Origin of the sequence: Pelomonas cellulosilytica, from assembly GCF_021353265.1 — a bacterium.
Lineage (GTDB): Bacteria > Pseudomonadota > Gammaproteobacteria > Burkholderiales > Burkholderiaceae_C > Pelomonas > Pelomonas cellulosilytica.
On the sequence record NZ_JAJTWU010000003.1, the window covers coordinates 123,554 to 141,161 of the forward strand.

Here is a 17,608-nt window from a genome sequence, read left to right on the forward strand (position 1 = left end):
GTGCGGTGGCGTCAGTCAGAGCCGGCGGGTGCGTTGGATGCCTTGGCGACCAGCCTGGACAACTCGGCAAATCCGATCGGCGGCACCGTCAGCCAGGGCAGCGTGAAGAGGCGCCTGGCCAGGCCATGGGCCATGCGTTCCATCTGCTTGCGTTCGCCCGCCAGCCGCGCCGCCAGCAAGGGGTCGCGCGTGCCGGCGGCCAGCACGCTCTTGTTCAGCACCCAGGCATAGGGCTCGATGCCGGCGCGGCGCAGGTCGTCCTGCAGCGCAGCCGCCTGCGACACGGGCGTCGCCTCCGGCAGCGTGACCAGGATGATCTTGGTGTACGTGCCGTCCTGCAGCCGCATCAAGGGCGTCACCACGCGGGCCGCTCCCGGCCCCTCGAATTCCCGCATCATCTGGCGGTGATAGGCGCCGGTGGCGTCCATCAGCAGCATGGAATGGCCCGTGGGCGCGGTGTCGAGCACGACGAAGGCACTGCGGCCCTCGCTGACGATGCGCGAGAAGGCGTGGAAGACGGCCACCTCTTCCGTGCAGGGCGATTTCAGGTCTTCCAGCAGCAGCGCCTGCTCGGCCGCGTCGAGCTTGGGTGACCTGGCCGCCATGATCTTGTCGATGTAGCGCTGCGTCTCGACCTTCGGGTTGATGCGGCTCACGTTCAAGCCCGCCACATCGCCGGCCAAGGTCGAGGCCAGGTGGGCCGCCGGATCGGTCGTGCTGAGGTGCACGGTCTTGCCCCGCGCGACCAGCCCCAGGGCCAGCGCCGCCGCGACCGTCGTCTTGCCGACGCCGCCCTTGCCCATCACCATGATCAGCCCGTGCCCGGCGGCGGCCAGTTCGTCGGCCAGCGCGTCAAGGCCCAGGAGCTGGCTGCGGGCTTCCACGGCCGAAGTCGTGCGCGGCGCGATCGGGCCGGCATCGGGGGTCAGCAGTGCGCGCAACGCGGGGAGGCCGACCGTGTCGAAAGCCCGCAGCAGCACGCGGTCCTGCGGCAGCGCACGCAGCGTTGCTGGCATCGCGTCCAGCGCCTGCTGCCCCAGGTCTTCGATGGCGCGGGCCACGGCGTCGCTGCGCTCACTGGCATGGAACACGCCGTTGATGGCCAGCCGCTGGTTGTGCAAGCCCAGCTCATGCAGCTCAGCCGAGGTGTGCGCCGCTTCATTGATCGCGCCCTTGTCGGGCCGCGTCACCAAAATGACGGTAGTCTGGGCCGGGTCGCTCAGCGCTTCCAGCGCCGCCTTGAAGCGCTCCTCCTGCATCTTCAGCCCCGAATGAGGGCCCAGGCAGGAGGCGCCTCGGTCGTTGCCGTCGAGAAATCCGCTCCAGGCCTTGGGCAGGCTCAGCAGCCGCAGCGTGTGGCCGGTCGGCGCGGTGTCGAAGACGATGTGATCGAAGCGCCCGTCCTTGTCGGACAGCAGCGCGGCGAACTCGTCGAACGAGGCGATCTCGGTGGTGCAGGCGCCGGACAGCTGCTCGCGCACCGTGGAGAGTTCGGTGTCGCTGGCGCCAGTGCCCATCTGCGCCAGCACCCGCTGCCGGTAGGACTCGGCCGCCGTGTCGGGGTCGATGTTCAATACGGACAACCCCGGCGCGCCGGGCACCGGCGTTGGACTGTTGCGCAGCTCGACGCCCAGCATCTCATCGAGGTTGGAGGCCGCATCGGTGCTCACCAGCAGCACCTTCTTGCCGCCATCGGCCAGCGTCAGTGCGGCGGCGGTGGACAGCGAGGTCTTGCCAACGCCGCCCTTGCCGGTGAAGAACAGGTGCCGCGTGGCCTGGGTCAGGAAGCCGGGCGCCTGCGCGGCCGGCGTCAACCAGGCTCGCACCTCGGCATGCGAGGGCAGCCCGCCGCTGTGCACGGCCCGGCCGTCGATGACGACCGCCGGCGTCGCGCTGACGCCGTAACCCAGGATGGTGTCGTGATCCTCGACCTTGATGACCTCGACCTCGGCGCCCTGATCCTTCGCCACCCGCTCGATCATCGCGATGGTGGCGTGGCATTTGCTGCAACCCGAACCTAGAACCTTGATCTGCATTGGGACCTCCTCATGCTGGGCGGAAAGACTGCTTGACTCGCACCACCGCCTTGCGCAGCTCGCCCACCCACAACACGCCACTCGCCATCCCCACGCACACAGCCCACTGCTGCAAGCTCAACGGCGCGGTGCCAAATGCCAGGTTCAGCGGCGGGAAGTGAACCACCGCCACCTGCAACAGCGCCGACAGCATGATCGCGCCCCACAGCCAGCGGTTGACGAACAAGTTGCGGAAGGCGCTGGCCGTCTCCGACCGGGCGTTGAAGCAGTTGAACAGCTGCGCCAGCACCAGCACCGTGAAGCCCGCCGTACGCGCGGTGGCGAGGTCACCCTCCCCTGTAATCAAGCCGCCGGGCAGGTAGAGGTCAATCGTTGCCAGCGTGGCGAGCGCCATCGTCAGGCCCGTCCACACCACGCCCCACAGCATGGGCGCGTCGATGGCGCGCTCGTCCGGCCGGCGCGGCGGGCGGGCCATCACGTCTTCGGTCTGCGGGTCCACGCCCATGGCCAGCGCGGGGCCGGAGTCGGTGATGAGGTTGATCCACAGGATCTGCGTCGCCAGCAGTGGCAGCACCAGCTCCTCGCCTGCGCCGGCACCCAGGCCGATCACGCTGGCGCCGACGACGCCGAGGAAGACGGTCAGCACTTCGCCCATGTTGGACGACAGCAGGTAGCGCAGGAACTTGCGGATGTTGTCGAACAGCGCGCGGCCCTCGCGCACGGCGTCGACGATGGAGGCGAAGTTGTCGTCGGCCAGGATCATCTTGGCCGCTTCCTTCGTCACCTCGGTGCCGGTCTGACCCATGGCCACGCCGATGTCGGCAGCCTTCAGCGCCGGGGCGTCGTTAACGCCGTCTCCCGTCATCGCGACGACGCTGCCGTCGGCCTGCAACGCGGCCACGATGCGCAGCTTGTGCGCCGGGGCGACGCGGGCGTAGACCGAGACGGTGCGCACGGCGTTGGCAAAGCCGGCGGCGTCCAGCCCGTCCAGTTCCGCACCCGTGAGCGCCGGGCCGCATGGCTCGATGATGCCGAGGTCGGCGGCGATGTGGGCCGCCGTGCGCGGGTGGTCGCCGGTGATCATGATGACGCGGATACCGGCGCGCCGTGCCTGCGCGATAGCCTCACCCGCTTCCGGTCGCGGCGGGTCGATCATGCCGACCGTGCCGGCGTAGATGAGCCGGTGCTCCAGGCCTTCGGCGAGCGCCGGATCTTCGGCATCGGACAGCGGCCGGTAGGCCACGGCCAGAGTGCGCAGGGCCGCGCTGGACAGGCGGTCCACATCGGCCAGCACACGCGCCCGCGCCGCATCGTCCAGCGCGATGACTGCCGTGCCCACGCGCTGCCGGTCGCAGCGCTTGAGCAGCACGTCGGGCGCGCCCTTGGTGACGACGACGTGGGCACCGGCCTGCTCATGGTCGCGCTCGACGGTGGACATCATCTTGCGGTCGGAGCTGAACGGCACTTCGGCCACCCGCTCGAAGCGCCGCTGCCGCCGCTCGTCGACGCCCAGCTTGCGCTCGGCGACGAGGAAGGCCGCCTCGGTGGCGTCGCCCTGGATCTCCCACTCGCCACCCGCGCCCTGGCGCAGGTCGGCATTGCCCGCCAGGCTGCCGCCGCTGAGCACGACGATGGCCTCGGCGCGCGCCGGGCCGTCGGCCAGCGGGCGGCCGTGCAACTCGACCGCGCCGTCGGGCGCGTAGCCGACGCCGGTGACGTGGGTCTCGCCCGAGGCCGTGACGATGCGCTCGATGGTCATCTCCGAGCGCGTCAGCGTGCCGGTCTTGTCGGTGCAAATGACCGAGGCCGAGCCCAGCGTCTCGACCGACGACAGCTGCTTGACGACCGCGTTCTTGCGGGCCATGCGCTGCACGCCCAGCGCCAGCACGACGGACAGGATGGCCGGCAGGCCCTCGGGCACGGCGGCCACCGCCAACGACACGCCCAGCAGCAGCACGGTGAACACCACGGCCGCAGAGCGCACGTCACTGAGCAGCAGCAGCGTCGCGACGATCACCACCGCGATGACGACGACCGCGATGCCCAACACTCGGCCGATGCGCACCACTTCCTTTTGCAGCGGTGTCGGCTGCTCGGTCGATGACTCCAGCATGCGGGCGATGGCGCCCACCTCGGTGGCCATGCCGGTGGCGGTGACGACGGCAAGACCTGTCCCCTGCGCCACGGCGCTGCCCTTGAACACCATGTTGAGCCGGTCGGCCAGCGGCGCGGGCGCGGCGAGCGGCGCCGGGCCCTTCAGCACGGCCTCGCTCTCGCCGGTGAGTGACGCCTCCTGGATGAGCAGGCCGGCGCAGCGCAGCAGCCGCGCATCGGCGCCGACGGCATCGCCCTCGGCCAGCACCAGCAGGTCGCCGCGCACCAGGCCATCACTAGTGATGCGCAGCGGCGCGCCGTCGCGCAGCACCGCCGAGGTGGCCGCCGTCATGCGCGCCAGCGCGGCCACCGCGTTGGCCGCGCGCGCCTCCTGGGCAAAGCCGAGCACGGCGTTCAGCACCACCACCAGGGCGATGACGATGGCGTCGACCGGCCAGCCAGCGCGGCCCTCCAACGCCCAGGCAACGAGCGCAATGACGACCGCGACGAGCAGCAGGTAGACCAGCGGGTCTTGCAGCTGCGCCAGCAGCCGGCGCCAGGCCGGCGTGGGTGGCTTGGCGCGCAGGCTGTTGGGGCCGTCGGCGGCCAGGCGGCGTGCGGCCTCGGCGGCAGTGAGGCCGCGCTCGGCGTCGGTGCCGAGCCGGGCCGCGAGGTCCGCTGCGCTGCCGAGCGAGGGATCGACAGCGGGCGAAGGCGTCATGCGGGCGCCGCTTTCGTCGTCAAGTCCAGCACATAGCGCAAGGTCTCATGGTCCGACCCCGCCTGATCGAGCGTGAAGCCGCCCTGCGTCGCCAGCTCGCGCATGCCGGTGTTCTCGCGCAGCACCATGGCCACCACGCGCTGGGTGCCGTGGCCGCGCAGGTAGGCCACCATCTTGTCGAGCAGGCGCTGGCCCAGGCCCTGCCCTTGCAGCTCGGTCGCCAGGATGATGGCGAACTCGGCCTCGACGTTGTCGGGGTCGGCCATGGCGCGCACGACACCGAGCGTGCGCTGCACGCCGTCGGGCTGGGCCTCCATGACGACAAAAGCCATCTCGCGGTCGTAGTCGATCTGCACCAGGCGGGCCAACTCGCTGCGCGGCAGCTCGCGGCGCGTGGTGAAGAAGCGAAGGCGGATGTCCTCCGGTGCCAGCTGTTCGGCGAAGGCGAGGTGCCGCGCCTCGTCCTCGGGCCGGATAGCTGCCGGCCCTGCCAGGCCCAGGTCTCGGCGAGTTCCGCCGGGTAGGGCTGGATGGCGAAGCGCGCCGCGCCCACGCTCGTTGCGGGCAGCACACGCAGCCGGGCGTCCAGCGCGATGACGCCGTCGCCGTCGGCCAGCAGCGGGTTGATGTCCAGCTCGGCCAGCTCCGGCAGGTCGACCAGCATCTGCGACACGGTCACCAGCACGTCGCAGATGGCGGTCATGCGTGCAGGCGCATGGTCGCGGTAGCCGGCCAGCAGCCGGGCCACGCGGGTGCCGGCCACCAGCTCGCGCGCCAGCACGCGGTTCAGCGGCGGCAGGCCGATGGCGCGGTCGGCCATCACCTTCACCGCCGTGCCGCCCTGGCCGAACAGGATGACCGGGCCGAACACCGGGTCCACGCTGGCGCCGACGATCAGCTCCTGCGCATGCGGCCGGCTCACCATCGCCTGCACGGTGAACCCGCTGATGCGGGCTAGTGGCTTGACCGAGTGCACCCGCGCCAGCATCTGGTCGGCGGCCTGCCGCAGCGCCGCAGCGTCGGCCAGCGCCAGCACGACGCCGCCCACATCGGACTTGTGGCTGATGTCGGGCGACAGGATCTTCAAGGCAACGGGGTAGCCGATGCTGGCTGCGGCAGGCACCGCCTCGCCGGCCGAGGGGCCGACGGCGACCGTGGGCACGACCGGGATGCCATAGGCCTGCAACACGGCCTTGGCCTCCAGCTCGTCGAGCATCTCGCGGCCAGCGGCGATTGCCGCCTCGACGACGGCGCGCGCGGCCGCGCGATCCGCCGGCCCGGCCTCGCTGGCGGTCGGCGCCTCGCTGAGCAGAGCCTGGTTGCCGGCGTAGCGGGCCAGCATGGAGAACGCGCGCACGGCTTCCTCGGGCGTGTCGTAGCCGGCCACGCCTGCGCCCTCGAACGTGCGCCGCGCCTCGGCCACACCGGCGTCGCCCAGCCAGCAGCTCATCAGCCGGCCGGCGGCCTCGCGCGCCAGCGGGGCGCAGGCCAGCGCAATGTCCTCGCTGCGCACGATGGCCGTGGGCGCGTGCATGAACAGCACCGTGCCGATGTCGGGGTCGTCGAGCAGCGTGCGCAGCGTGGCGGTGTAGCGCTCGACCGGCGCGTCGCCAATGATGTCGACGGGGTTGCCGCGCGACCAGGTGGGCGGCAGCACGGCGTCGAGCTTGCCGCGCAGCGCGTCGCTCAACGGCGGCAGCTCCACGCCGGTCAGCGCGGCGGCATCGGCCGCCATGACGCCGGGGCCGCCGCCGTTGGTCATCAGCGTCAGCCCGCGCTGTGGACTGCCGCGGAAATGCGCCAGCGTCTCGGCCGCCATGAACAGGTCTTGCAGCGTGTCCACGCGCAGCATGCCGGCGCGGCTGATGGCGGCGTCTATGACCACGTCCGACCCCGCCAGCGCGCCGGTGTGCGAGGCCGCAGCCTGCAAGCCGTTGCCGGCGCGGCCGGCCTTCACAACGATGACCGGCTTGTTGCGCGCCGCCGCGCGCGCCGCCGACATGAACTTGCGCGGCGACTCGAGGGACTCCATGTAGAGCAGGATGGCGCGGGTGTTCGGGTCGCTGGCCAAATGGTCCAGCAGGTCGCCGAAGTCCACGTCGGCCCGCTCGCCGAGCGACACCATGTGCGAGAAGCCGATGCGCCGCGAGCGCGCCCAGTCCAGCACCGCCGTGACCAGCGCGCCCGACTGCGACACGAAGGCGATGTCGCCGGGCAAGGCATCGACATGGGCGAAGCTGGCGTTCAGGCCGATGCGCGGCGACAGCAGGCCCAGGCAGTTGGGGCCCAGCAGGCGCAGCAGATGCGGCCGGGCGGCTTCCAGCGCGGCCTGCTTCTGGGCAGCGCTGAGGCCGGCCGTCATGACGATGGCGGCGCGCGTGCCCAGCCGTCCCAGCTCGGCGATGAGGCTGGCCACCGTGTCGGGCGGCGTGCACAGCACCGCCAGGTCGGGCGGCTCGGGGAGATCGCTAACGCGGCGGAGCAGCGCCACACCATCAAGCTCGGCGTGCTTCGGGTTGACGCCGAACACGCGGCCCGCGAACGTGCCGGCGCGCAAGTTGCGCCAGACGGTCGCGCCGACGCTGCCGGGGCGGCTGGAGGCGCCGACCACCACGACCGAGCGCGGTGAGAGAAGCTGGTCGAGGTGGCGGATGCTCATGCAGCTTTCGCGTTAGGGAGTGATGGCGACCTTGAGTACGCCGTCGCGCTGGTGGCCGAACAGCTCGTAGGCCGCCTCGATGTCGTCGAGCTTGAAGCGGTGGGTCACCATCGCCTCCAGGTTGACGCGCCGCGCGGCGATGACGGCCATCAACCGGCGCATGCGCTCCTTGCCGCCGGGGCAGAGCGTGGTGACGATTTTGTGGTCGCCCAGTCCAGCTGCAAAGGCGCCGAGCGGGATGGTCAGGTCCGTCGAATACACGCCCAGGCTGGACAGCGTACCGCCCGGCCGCAGCACGCGCAAGGACGCCTCGAAGGTCTGCTGCGTGCCCAGCGCCTCGATGGCAACGTCCACGCCGCGGCCATCGGTGAGCCGCATGATTTCTTCCACCGGGTCAACCTTGCTGGCGTCGATGACATGGTCGGCGCCCATCTGCGTGGCGATGGCCAGGCGGTTGGCGAGCCGGTCGACGCCGATCACCATGGCGGCCCCGCTGAGCTTGGCGCCGGCCGCGGCGCACAGGCCAATGGGGCCTTGCGCGAACACGGCCACCGTGTCGCCGATGCGCACGCCCGCGCTCTCGGCGCCGCTGAAGCCGGTGGACATGATGTCGGGGCACATCAGCACCTGCTCGTCGGTCAGCGAGTCGGGCACGGGCGCCAGGTTGGCCATGGCATCGGGCACCAGCACGTACTCGGCCTGGCAGCCGTCGATGGTGTTGCCGAACTTCCAGCCGCCCATGGCCTTGAAGCCGTGCTTGGTGCCGGCACCGTCCTGCGAACCGCAACCGCACAGGCAGGCGGTGCTCCAGCCGCTGGGCGTGATGGCGCCGGCGATGACGCGCTGGCCCTCGCGGTAGCCGCGCACGCCGGAGCCCAGCTTCTCGAGGACGCCCACGGGCTCGTGGCCGATGGTCAGGCCGCGCTCGACCGGGTACTCGCCCTTGAGGATGTGGATGTCGGTGCCGCAGATGGTTGTCGTGGTGATGCGGATCAACGCGTCCTGCGGGCCGACCTCGGGCATGGGCTTGTCGGCGAGCACGATGCGCCCGGGCTCGACGAAGACAGCGGCTTTCATCATGACCATGCGAACCTCCAAATGACGCAACGCGCCCGGAAGAGCCCAGGACGTGAGGGCACCCTACGCCGATGTCAGCGACCGGGTTCAGGTGCAAGCGCTGTCGTCGCGTAGGACAGTGAGCGCAACGCCGTCACCCGCGGCGTTGCTGAACGTTGGTCCCACGGGGTCAATTTCGGCTTTGGGCACAAAGCCACCATCTAGCCGCGGTATCTGCGAGGCAACTACCGCTGCAAAGCAGACCGCCTCAGCCGCGCGCGCGATCGTGCGCAGTCTTGAGCCTTGTGCTGCCCTTGCCGACCTCGCTGCGCTACTCGCGATGTGCGGCCACCGCTGACCTTGCATTTTCCCGGGCCTGCTCCAGGGCGGACTCTATGCGGCTTGTCAGGGCAGTCAGCCTGGTCATTGATCAGCGGTTGCGCGCCTTCCCTTGGCTGCAAACAACAGCTATTCGGGGACCGAACAAATGCGAGCCCGAGACTGCCCGCATGCAGCTCAAAGCCTGAGGATGCGACGAAACCCTCCGAGACTGTGAATGATCATCGTCTTTGGCAATGTGCAAATCGCCCCGCAGCACATGGAGCAGGCCAGGCGGGTCGCCAACGAGCATGTGCAACGCTCACGGGCCGAGCCCGGCTGTATTTCTCATGCCTTCTACGAGGATCCAGAGCGGCCGAGCCGGCTTGTGTTTGTGGAAGAGTGGGAGTCCGCGCAGGCGCTGCAGCAGCACTTTGCCGTGCCGGCGTCGGGCGCCTTCGTGCGTCAGATGGAAGAACTGGCTGCCAGCCCCAGCCATATCAAGCTCTACCAAGCCACCGAGCTGCCCTTTCCCAGGGCCTCGACCTAGCGCATCGCGCCCACCACCCCATGCACCTCCGCCGCCTGCCCATGCGGCAGCGGCACGTAGCGCGCGCCCATCGCCTGGGCCAGCGCCATCGCGGCGGGTTCGGGGCGGGGTGAGGTGTCGATGAGCAGGCTGTGCAGTGCCTCTGCTCGCAGTCGCTTTGCCATGGTGAGCGCATCCTGCGCGGCCTGGGCGCGGCCGGGGGCACCGTCGCGGGCGATGTTGGCGCGGGCGTCGGTCAGGAAGACAAGCACCGCCCTCCCCTCTTCGCGGGCCTGCACGCCGCGGCCGAGCAGCCAGGCGGCTTCCAAGCCGGCGGCCAGCGGCGTGCCGCCGCCGCCGGGCAGGCTGGCAAGCGACCGCCGCGCACGCGCGAGCGAGCGCGTGGGCGGCAGCAGCAGCTCCGCGCCAGTGCCACGGAAGGCAATCAGCGCGACGCAATCGCGGCGCACGTAGCAATCGGCCAGCAGCAGTTCCACCGCGCCCTTGGCCTCGGCCAGGCGATGCAGAGCCTGGGAGCCGGACGCGTCCACGACGAAGACGGTGGTGGTCTGCTCAGGGCGGCGGTAGCGCTTCAGGTGGAAGTCATCCTTGCGCAGCAGCAGCCGGGTGGGTGCGTCGGGCAGGCCGCGTTGATCGCGCTCGCGGCCGCGCAGGCGCTGCCAGGGGATGGCGGCGCGCAGCGTGGCAAGCAGGTCCAGCCGGTGGCCGGCGTGCAGCGTGCCGCGACGTGGGCTCAGCGGCCGGCCGCTCTGCGCCGGGCGGGCCGCGTCGCCGCGGCGGCCAGTGCCGCCGCCAGCGCGCGGCGTGCACCCGGCCAGGCTTTCGAGCAGGCCGGGCGGGATGGCGGCCTGCGCGGCGGCGAGGGTCTGGTCCTGCAGCTCGCGCAACTCGGCAGGCATGGGCGGGTCGCGGTCGTCTGGTGGCGGCGCGGGGTCGGCCGAGGGGTCGGGCGGGGGAGGTGCGGTGCTGGCTTCGGGCGGCTCTGGCGGCGCCGGCAGCGTGCGGGCGCGGGGCGCGAGCACGAGGCGCGCGGCGAGTTCGGCATCGGCCTGCGTGACAGCGCTGCGCCCGGCCAGCGCCGCGGACGCACGGGCCGCGCACCAGGCTTGCCATGCGGTGCGCAGCGACGCGATGCCCAGCGCTGCTGCCGTGGCGCACAGAGCCTGCACGGTAGCGTCATCGCACGTGATGGCCGCGAGGCGGGCGCGGGCGGCGTCGATGGCCGCCGGGTCGGGCAGCGTGCCGGCGGTTGCCGCCGTGACCGTGGCGATGAGGCCCAGCCGCTCGCGCAGCGACGCGGGCAGCGTTTCGTCGGGCTCGATGCCTTCATCCAGCGCCACGAGGCTGAGCGGCACGTGGCGGCCGTCCAGCGCGGCGGCCAGCCGGGCGGCGAGGTGGGCGTCGGCGCGTTCGGCCATCGACAGCAGCAGCACACCACCGGCGGCTTCGGCCAGCAGGCCGGGCTGCTGCACGGGCCGGCCGGCGACGAGGCTGGCGCCCAGGTCCAGGCCGCCGAGCAGCCGGTCGTCGTCCACCTGCAGCGGCACGCGGCGCCAGGGGGTGCCGGCGGGCAGCGCGGCGCGCAGGCCGGCCAGCAGCGCGTCCCGGGCCGGACCGCCCCCCCCGCGAAGACACAGGCCGCCCAGACCGACCGGGTCTACGGCCAGCAGGCAGGCGGCGTAGGTGGCTGGGTCGGTCATGCAGGCCTGCCGGCATCGGTGGGGGTGAGCGCAGCGAACCCCAACATCGAGCGGCGTGGGGGACGTTGGGGATTGAGGGGCTCACCCCAACCTGCGGGTGTCGGTTTCATGCCCACAACTCAGCGACCGCCCGCTCGATGCGCTCGCCCGAGGCCGTTTCGTCCAGCGGGTTGCGGCGCAAGCGGTGGCGCAGCGCGGGCTGGGCCACCTCGCGCAGATGGGTGAGCGTCACGTCGTCGGCGCCTTCCAGCGCAGCCAGCGCGCGGGCAGCGCGCATCAGCGTGAGTTCACCACGCAGGCCGTCGCTGCCCACGGCCAAGCACAGCTCTGCGGCGCGCTGCAGCAGCGCGTCGCCGACGTTCAGCACGGGCAGGCGCTCGCGCGCCTGCAGGATCTGGCGGCGCACTTTGGCATCGGCCTTGGCCCAGGTGGCGGCGAAAGCGGTAGGGTCACGCTCGTAGGCGTCGCGGCGGCGCACGACCTCCACGCGCTGCGCGATGTCGGTGGGCGTGCGCACCTCCACGCTGAGGCCGAAACGGTCCTGCAGCTGCGGGCGTAGCTCGCCCTCCTCGGGGTTGCCGCTGCCGATGAGCACAAAACGCGCGGGGTGGCGCAGGCTCAGGCCCTCGCGCTCGATGACGTTCTCGCCGGACGCGGCCACGTCGATGAGCAGGTCGACGAGGTGGTCTTCCAGCAGGTTCACCTCGTCGATGTACAGAAAGCCGCGGTGGGCCTTGGCGAGCAGGCCGGGCTCGAAGACCTTGACGCCGTCGACGAGCGCGCGCTCCAGGTCCAGCGCGCCGAGCACGCGGTCTTCGCTGGCGCCCAACGGCAGGTCCACCACGGGCACGGCCAGCTCCTCGGTGCGCACGCGCACGCCGGACTTGAGGTGCACGCAGTCGTCGCAGCCGCCGCTGGCCTGCGGGTCGCAGTGGTAGCGGCAGCCCTGCACGGCGCGCATCTTCGGCAGCAGCGCGGCCAGGCCGCGCACGGCGGTAGATTTGCCAGTGCCGCGGTCGCCCAGCACGAGCAGGCCGCCGATGGCGGGCTCCACGGCGCCGATGAGGATGGCGCGCTTCATCTCGTCCTGCCCGACGAGCGCGGAGAAGGGATAGGGGGTGCTCATGTCAATGTGCGTCCTGTTCGCTCGCCCGGTGTCGTGCCCGCCGCACGGCGCGCAGGGCCAGCAGGCCCAGCACCGGCACGGCCATACCAACGACGAGATCCACGTCGAGCCGCAGCCCGAGCGACCGCCCGCCCTTGGCGATGTAGCCGACGACGCCGGCCATGTAGTACACGATGGCCGCGACGGACAGGCCCTCGACAGTCTGCTGCAGCCGCAGCTGCAGCTTGGCGCGGCGGTCCATGGACGCGAGCAGAGCCAGGTTCTGCTGCTCGCGCACGATGTCGACACGCGTGGACAGCAGGTGGCTGGCCTGGGCCACGCGCTCGGAGAGGTCGTGCATGCGCTGCGACACGGTGGCGCAGGTGGCCACAGCGGGCGTGAAGCGGCGGCCCATGAATTCGTCCAGCGTCTGCAGGCCGGTCAGGCGGCGCTCGCGCAGCTCGCCGATGCGGGTGCGCACGAGCGCCGCATAGGCGCGGCAGGCGCCGAAGCGGAACTGGCTGGCGGCCAGGCCGCTCTCGATCTCGGCGGCCAGGCGGGTGAGCTCCTGCAGCAGCTCTTCGTCGTGGCTGGGCTCGCGGGCGCTGCCGGCGGCAATGCTGTCGGCCAGCGCGGCCAGCGACCGCTCGATGGCCAGCAACCGCGGCGACAGCCGACGCGCCACCGGGAAGGCCAGCAAGGCCATCATGCGATAGGCCTCGATCTCGAACAGCCGCTGCAACATGCGGCCGGCAACGAGCGGCGTGAAGCCCTGGTCGATGAGCACGAAGCGACCGAAGCCGTCGGGGTGGGTCAGGAAATCGGAGTAGGCCAGGCCTGCGCCGTCGCCCACGGCGCTGCCGACGACGGTGCTGGTGCCGAAGCTGGCGCGCAGCAGGTCACCCACGGCGTGCCCGTCGTCGGGCGACAGCAGCTCGGCATGGCCTGCGTAAACGGTAAGCCCGGGCACGGCCGACAGCCAGCCGGGCGGCAGTCGCTCGGCAGCCGTGTCGGCGAAGGGCTCGCCCGCCTTGGCCGGCATCAGCAGCGTGTAGCTGGAGAACTCGCCGTGGCGCTCCCACTTCACGCGCAGCGCGCCGATGGCGCCGCTCCAGTGCACCGCATCGGCCGCGGGTGCAGGCTGGCCATGCTGGCGGCACAGCCGGGCCAGATGCGCCAGCTCGCGATCGCGCTCGTCGGCATCCACCAGCACGGCCACATAGCTGCCGCGGCCGGGCGCAGCCAGCGGCTCGGACGGGCGCGCATGCACCTCCAGCGCCAGCGCGCCTCGCTCGGGCAGGTCGGCTGGCAGCAACCTCATGCGATGTGGCCGGCTGGGTCAGCGGATGGAGCCGACGCGCCTCAAGGCTTTTTCACGTAGGCTGTGCACCAGCCCTTGGCCGAGACCTGCTTGCCCGCAAAGATGGGGCATGGGCCCGACGCGGCGCCAGCCTTGCCCTGGTACAGCGCGCAGTTGCCGCAGGCCGAGCCGGGCACGTACTTGGGTTGCTTGGCCTTGTCGATCTTTGACGCATCGGCGTGATAGCCGAGCGACACGGCGGTGGCGTCCTTCTCGTCGACCATGGCCTGGGACCAGGCGCTGCCAGCCACGAGGCTGGCACCGGCAAAGGGAACGAGGCGAATGAACTGGCGGCGGCTGTTCATGGAGTGGACCTTTCGGGGCTGCTGGCGACGGAGGACGGAGATGCGACCGGTCGGCGCCAGCGGGCCCGAAGGTCGAACACATGGCTAAGCCCGGCGGCCGCCAGGCAGGCGGCGATCCAGGCCACACCGGCGCCGCCGAGCCCCAGGCGCAAGGCCAGAGCCAGGCAGAAGCCGGCGAGCAGATTGGGAAGCAGCCCGCGCGGCGCTGCACGGCCCCGGGCCAAAAGCCAGAGCAACTCGATCAGGCTTGCGGCCAGCACCAGCTCGGCGAGCCGCAACGCCAGCGCGGTGTCGTCGAGCGCGGCCATCACACCCGCGCCAGACCCAGCAAGTGGGCCATGTCCTTGAAGAAGATGCGCATATGGGCCAGCGGCCGGGCACGCACGAGGCGCTTGTGCATGTAGGCGTCGAAGGTGAGCTGCTGCACGTCTTTGTCCCGGCAAATGCTGACGAACCGCTCCCGGCGCTTGTCACTGCTGTACCAGAAGCGCTGCATGAGGCCCAGCACCCAGAACACGCGGCCGTGCTCGCGCATGAAGCGCCGGCGCGCGGTGGCTAGCGCGCGAGCATCGCCGGTGGTGAGCAGTTGCGCGACGGCCTCGGCCGCCAGGCGGCCGCCGAGCATCGCGTAATAGATACCCTCGCCCGAGGCCGGCGCGACGACGCCAGCGGCGTCGCCGGCCAGCACCACGTCGCGGCCGTTGTCCCAGCGCGGCAGCGGCTTCATCGGAATGGGCGCCCCCTCGCGACGCAGCGTTCGCGCGTGCGCCAGCCCCGCCGCTGCGCGCAGCTGCATGACGCCGCGGCGCAACGAGAAGCCCTTGTCCGCGCTGCCGGTGCCGACGCTGACGCTGGCACCGTGCGGGAAGACCCAGCCGTAGAAGTCGGGCGACAGCGTGCCGTTGTAGTGCACCTCGCAGCGGCCGGGCGCGTAGCCGGGCGGCAGCGCGTCGGGCACGGCGATGACCTCGTGATACGCGAACACGAAGCGGCCACGGTCGGCGGCGGGCACGGCCTGCTGCGCAACCTGCGAGCGCGCGCCATCGGCGCCGATGACGGCCCGGGTGCGCACGCTGCGCGCGCCACCGTCTGCGCTGAAGTGCACGACGCTGAGTCCGTCGTCATCACGCGTCATACGCTCGAAGCTGCCGACGCACCGCACCGCGCCATGCGACGCCGCGCGTTCGCGCAGCCACTCGTCGAACTGCTGGCGGTCGACCATGCCGACGAAGCCGCCTTCGATCGGGATGTCCACCTCGACGGCCTTCGGCGACACCATGCGTGCGGCGGTGGCCCGGGCCACCAGCAGGTGTTCAGGGATGGCGAAGTCCTGGATGAGCCGCGGCGGAATGGCGCCGCCGCAGGGCTTGATGCGGCCGGCCCGGTCCAGCAGTAGCACGCGGTGGCCCAGGCGGGCGAGGTCGTCCGCCGCCGTGGCGCCCGCGGGGCCGCCGCCGATGACGACGGCATCGAAGTCCACCGCTGCGGCAGCGCTCATGCGGCCCTCCCCAGCGTGCCGACGAAGACCGGCGGTCGCGGCGTGGCCGCAGGCTCGACCCGCGCCGCCAGTCGGGCCGCGGCGAGGAACAACGCCCCATTGGCCGCGAACACCAGCGCATACGCCGCCCCGGTGCCGGGGATCAGCCAGCGGGCCAGGTCGCTCGCCGCCGTGCCGACGATGCCGCCTAGCGCAAAGGCCTGAGCCTGCGCGGCGCCCCACAGGCCCATGCGCACACCCTCCCGGCCCGGCCCGCCTGCGCCGGCCAGGCCCATCATCGAGCCGATGGCGGCAATGGAGAACGCGCCGGTGCACAACCCGAGCAGAAAGACATTGGCCTTCAGCGGCCAGCCCGGGCCGACGAGCCCTGCCATGACGAGACCCGACAACGCGAGGCCGGAGGCCACACAGCCCCAGACCGTCCAGCCCCGCAGGGTGCCCCAGCGCCCGCCAGCCCAGCGGCTGCCGCTGCCGGCGGCCAGCAGCATGCCGAGCAGCGCGCCGCCATGCTGCGTGCCCGACAGGCGGGTGGTGCCGCCAGGCGTCAGACCGAAGACCAGGCCGGCGAAGGGCTCCAGGATGAGGTCTTGCATGCTGTAGGCCAGCATCGAGACGAACACGAAGACCGTGAAGCGACGCGCCAGCGGCTCGGCCCAGGCGCTGCGCAGGGCCTGACCGAACGGCGCCGGTACCGCGGCCCGTTCGGCCGGCTCGGTGCTGTCTGAGGTGCCTTCCAACCGGAACAGTGCGAGCGCCGCCACGCCTACGGCCACCACCGCTACGCCGCCGGCCACGGCCAGCAGCCGTTGCGGCGAGAACGGGTCCAGCAGCGCGCCGGACACGCCGGCCGTCACGACGAAGCCGGCAATCATCAGCATCCACACCGTGGTGGCCGCCGCCGCGCGCCGCTCGGCGGGCACGCGCTTGGCCAGCAGCGTCAGCAGCGAGGTTCCGCTGGCCGCCACGCCCAGGCCGATGAGGCCGTAGGCCAGCAGCGCCAGCACGACGCCCGCAGCCAGGTGCTCCCCCATCAGCACGGTGGCGAGCGCCGCCAGCCAGCCGCCGGCCGCCAGCGTCACCATGCCACCCAGAATCCACGGCGTACAGCGCCGGCCCTGGTCGGCCCCGTGTCCCATGCGCGGGCGTGCCACCTGTACAGCGTAATGCCAGCCCAGCAGCAGGCCCGGCAGCAGCGCAGGCAGCGCCATCTCCACCACCATCACGCGGTTCAGCGTGGACGTGGTCAGCACGACGATGGCACCGAGCGCGGACTGCACCAGCCCGAGCCTCAGCACGCCCAGCCATCCCAGGGATCTGCTCATGCCATCACTCCCCGCAGCGCGAACGCGCTGACCAGCATGCCCGACACGTAGAGTGGCACGCCAGCACCGCTGTACCAGAGCGCCCGCTGCACCGGCTGCGCGATGAAGCGGGCCATCATCAGCCCCTGCACGGCCAGCAGCCCGGCCACGCCGGCCGCGTGAGCGGGCTGGCCCCAGCTCAATAGCAGCGCGACAACGACCGCCTGCGGCAGCGCCATGACCGCCGACGCCACGCGGGCGGCGCGGTCCGCACCGAGCATGACGGGCAGCGAGCGGATGCCCATCTGCCGGTCGCCGGCCATGGACTTGAAGTCGTTCAGCGTCATGATGCCGTGGGCGCCCAAGCTGTAGAGCAACGCCAGTGCGAGAGAGCGGGTGTCCGGCCACTGGCCCATGGCCATCACGGCGGCGCCGGTCGTCCAGGCGAGCCCCTCGTAGCACAGGCCACAGGCGGCATTGCCCCACCAGCCGTTTCGCTTGAGCCGTAGCGGCGGCGCGCTGTAGGCCCAGGCCAGCAGCAGCCCGAGGCCCGCAGCGATAAAGCCCGCCGGCCCCAGCTGCCACGCCAAAAGCAGCGACAGCACGGTCCACAACAGGGCGATGTAGAGGCCCCAATGCCCCGGCATGCGGCCCGACGGGATGGGGCGCTGCGGCTCATTGATCGCATCCACATGGCGGTCGAACCAGTCGTTGACGGCCTGGCTGGTGGCACAGACGAAGGGCCCAGCGAGCAGGACGCCGGCGACGATGACCGGCCAGCGCCCCTCGGCCGGTAGGCCAGAGGCCACGACGCCGCAGCCAAAAGCCCACATCGGCGGAAACCAGGTGATGGGCTTGAGCAGTTCGGCGACGGCCGAAAGAGCTGGGCGCTGCATGCAGCCTAT

General features: G+C 71.7%; 13 protein-coding genes and 1 pseudogene. 1 reads left to right on the forward strand and 13 read right to left on the reverse strand.

Going from position 1 to position 17,608, the window contains the following annotated elements:
* Window positions 1-11 precede the first annotated feature (11 nt).
* The 5 genes and pseudogenes from arsA to LXT13_RS08085 all read right to left on the reverse strand — a co-directional run bounded on the left by arsA (window position 12) and on the right by LXT13_RS08085 (window position 8,596).
* Window positions 12-2,036 carry an arsenical pump-driving ATPase gene (gene arsA, locus LXT13_RS08065; protein ID WP_233371326.1) on the reverse strand — a complete coding sequence of 675 codons (2,025 nt, stop codon included), beginning with the start codon at window positions 2,034-2,036 and terminating at the stop codon, window positions 12-14.
* Between the two features lie 10 nt (window positions 2,037-2,046).
* Window positions 2,047-4,851, reverse strand: a complete 2,805-nt coding sequence (locus tag LXT13_RS08070) for a cation-translocating P-type ATPase (protein ID WP_233371327.1) — start codon at window positions 4,849-4,851, stop codon at window positions 2,047-2,049.
* A complete protein-coding gene (locus LXT13_RS08075) occupies window positions 4,848-5,207 on the reverse strand; it encodes a GNAT family N-acetyltransferase (RefSeq protein ID WP_349254825.1) in 360 nt (119 codons plus the stop codon). Before LXT13_RS08075 ends, LXT13_RS08070 begins: the two co-directional genes overlap by 4 nt.
* 272 nt (window positions 5,208-5,479) lie before the next feature.
* Window positions 5,480-7,510 (reverse strand): annotated as a pseudogene (locus LXT13_RS08080) (acetate--CoA ligase family protein); the annotation flags it as partial.
* A gap of 12 nt (window positions 7,511-7,522) precedes the next feature.
* On the reverse strand, window positions 7,523-8,596 hold the full coding sequence (locus tag LXT13_RS08085) for an NAD(P)-dependent alcohol dehydrogenase (RefSeq protein WP_233371329.1): 1,074 nt from the start codon (window positions 8,594-8,596) through the stop codon (window positions 7,523-7,525).
* 526 nt (window positions 8,597-9,122) lie between these two features.
* On the opposite strand from LXT13_RS08085, the gene LXT13_RS08090 reads away from it, so the two are divergent.
* Window positions 9,123-9,434 carry a putative quinol monooxygenase gene (locus LXT13_RS08090; protein ID WP_233371330.1) on the forward strand — a complete coding sequence of 104 codons (312 nt, stop codon included), beginning with the start codon at window positions 9,123-9,125 and terminating at the stop codon, window positions 9,432-9,434.
* Here the strand turns inward: LXT13_RS08090 and LXT13_RS08095 are convergent.
* The 8 genes from LXT13_RS08095 to chlG form a co-directional block, all read right to left on the reverse strand.
* Window positions 9,431-11,134 (reverse strand): magnesium chelatase subunit D, encoded by a 1,704-nt coding sequence (locus LXT13_RS08095; protein ID WP_233371331.1) that lies wholly within the window; start codon window positions 11,132-11,134, stop codon window positions 9,431-9,433. The genes LXT13_RS08090 and LXT13_RS08095 overlap by 4 nt on opposite strands.
* Window positions 11,135-11,240: 106 nt before the next feature.
* A complete protein-coding gene (bchI, locus tag LXT13_RS08100) occupies window positions 11,241-12,260 on the reverse strand; it encodes a magnesium chelatase ATPase subunit I (RefSeq protein WP_233371332.1) in 1,020 nt (339 codons plus the stop codon).
* 1 nt (window position 12,261) lies between these two features.
* Window positions 12,262-13,560, reverse strand: a complete 1,299-nt coding sequence (locus tag LXT13_RS08105) for a DUF3422 family protein (protein ID WP_233371333.1) — start codon at window positions 13,558-13,560, stop codon at window positions 12,262-12,264.
* Between the two features lie 41 nt (window positions 13,561-13,601).
* Window positions 13,602-13,904 carry a high-potential iron-sulfur protein gene (locus LXT13_RS08110; protein ID WP_233371334.1) on the reverse strand — a complete coding sequence of 101 codons (303 nt, stop codon included), beginning with the start codon at window positions 13,902-13,904 and terminating at the stop codon, window positions 13,602-13,604.
* Window positions 13,901-14,212, reverse strand: a complete 312-nt coding sequence (locus LXT13_RS08115; protein ID WP_233371335.1) for a hypothetical protein — start codon at window positions 14,210-14,212, stop codon at window positions 13,901-13,903. The genes LXT13_RS08110 and LXT13_RS08115 overlap by 4 nt, the downstream gene beginning before the upstream one ends.
* Window positions 14,212-15,402, reverse strand: a complete 1,191-nt coding sequence (locus LXT13_RS08120; RefSeq protein ID WP_233371336.1) for a geranylgeranyl diphosphate reductase — start codon at window positions 15,400-15,402, stop codon at window positions 14,212-14,214. Before LXT13_RS08120 ends, LXT13_RS08115 begins: the two co-directional genes overlap by 1 nt.
* A complete protein-coding gene (locus tag LXT13_RS08125) occupies window positions 15,399-16,724 on the reverse strand; it encodes a BCD family MFS transporter (protein ID WP_233371337.1) in 1,326 nt (441 codons plus the stop codon). Before LXT13_RS08125 ends, LXT13_RS08120 begins: the two co-directional genes overlap by 4 nt.
* A complete protein-coding gene (chlG, locus tag LXT13_RS08130; RefSeq protein WP_233371338.1) occupies window positions 16,721-17,599 on the reverse strand; it encodes a chlorophyll synthase ChlG in 879 nt (292 codons plus the stop codon). The genes LXT13_RS08125 and chlG overlap by 4 nt, the downstream gene beginning before the upstream one ends.
* Window positions 17,600-17,608 lie beyond the last annotated feature (9 nt).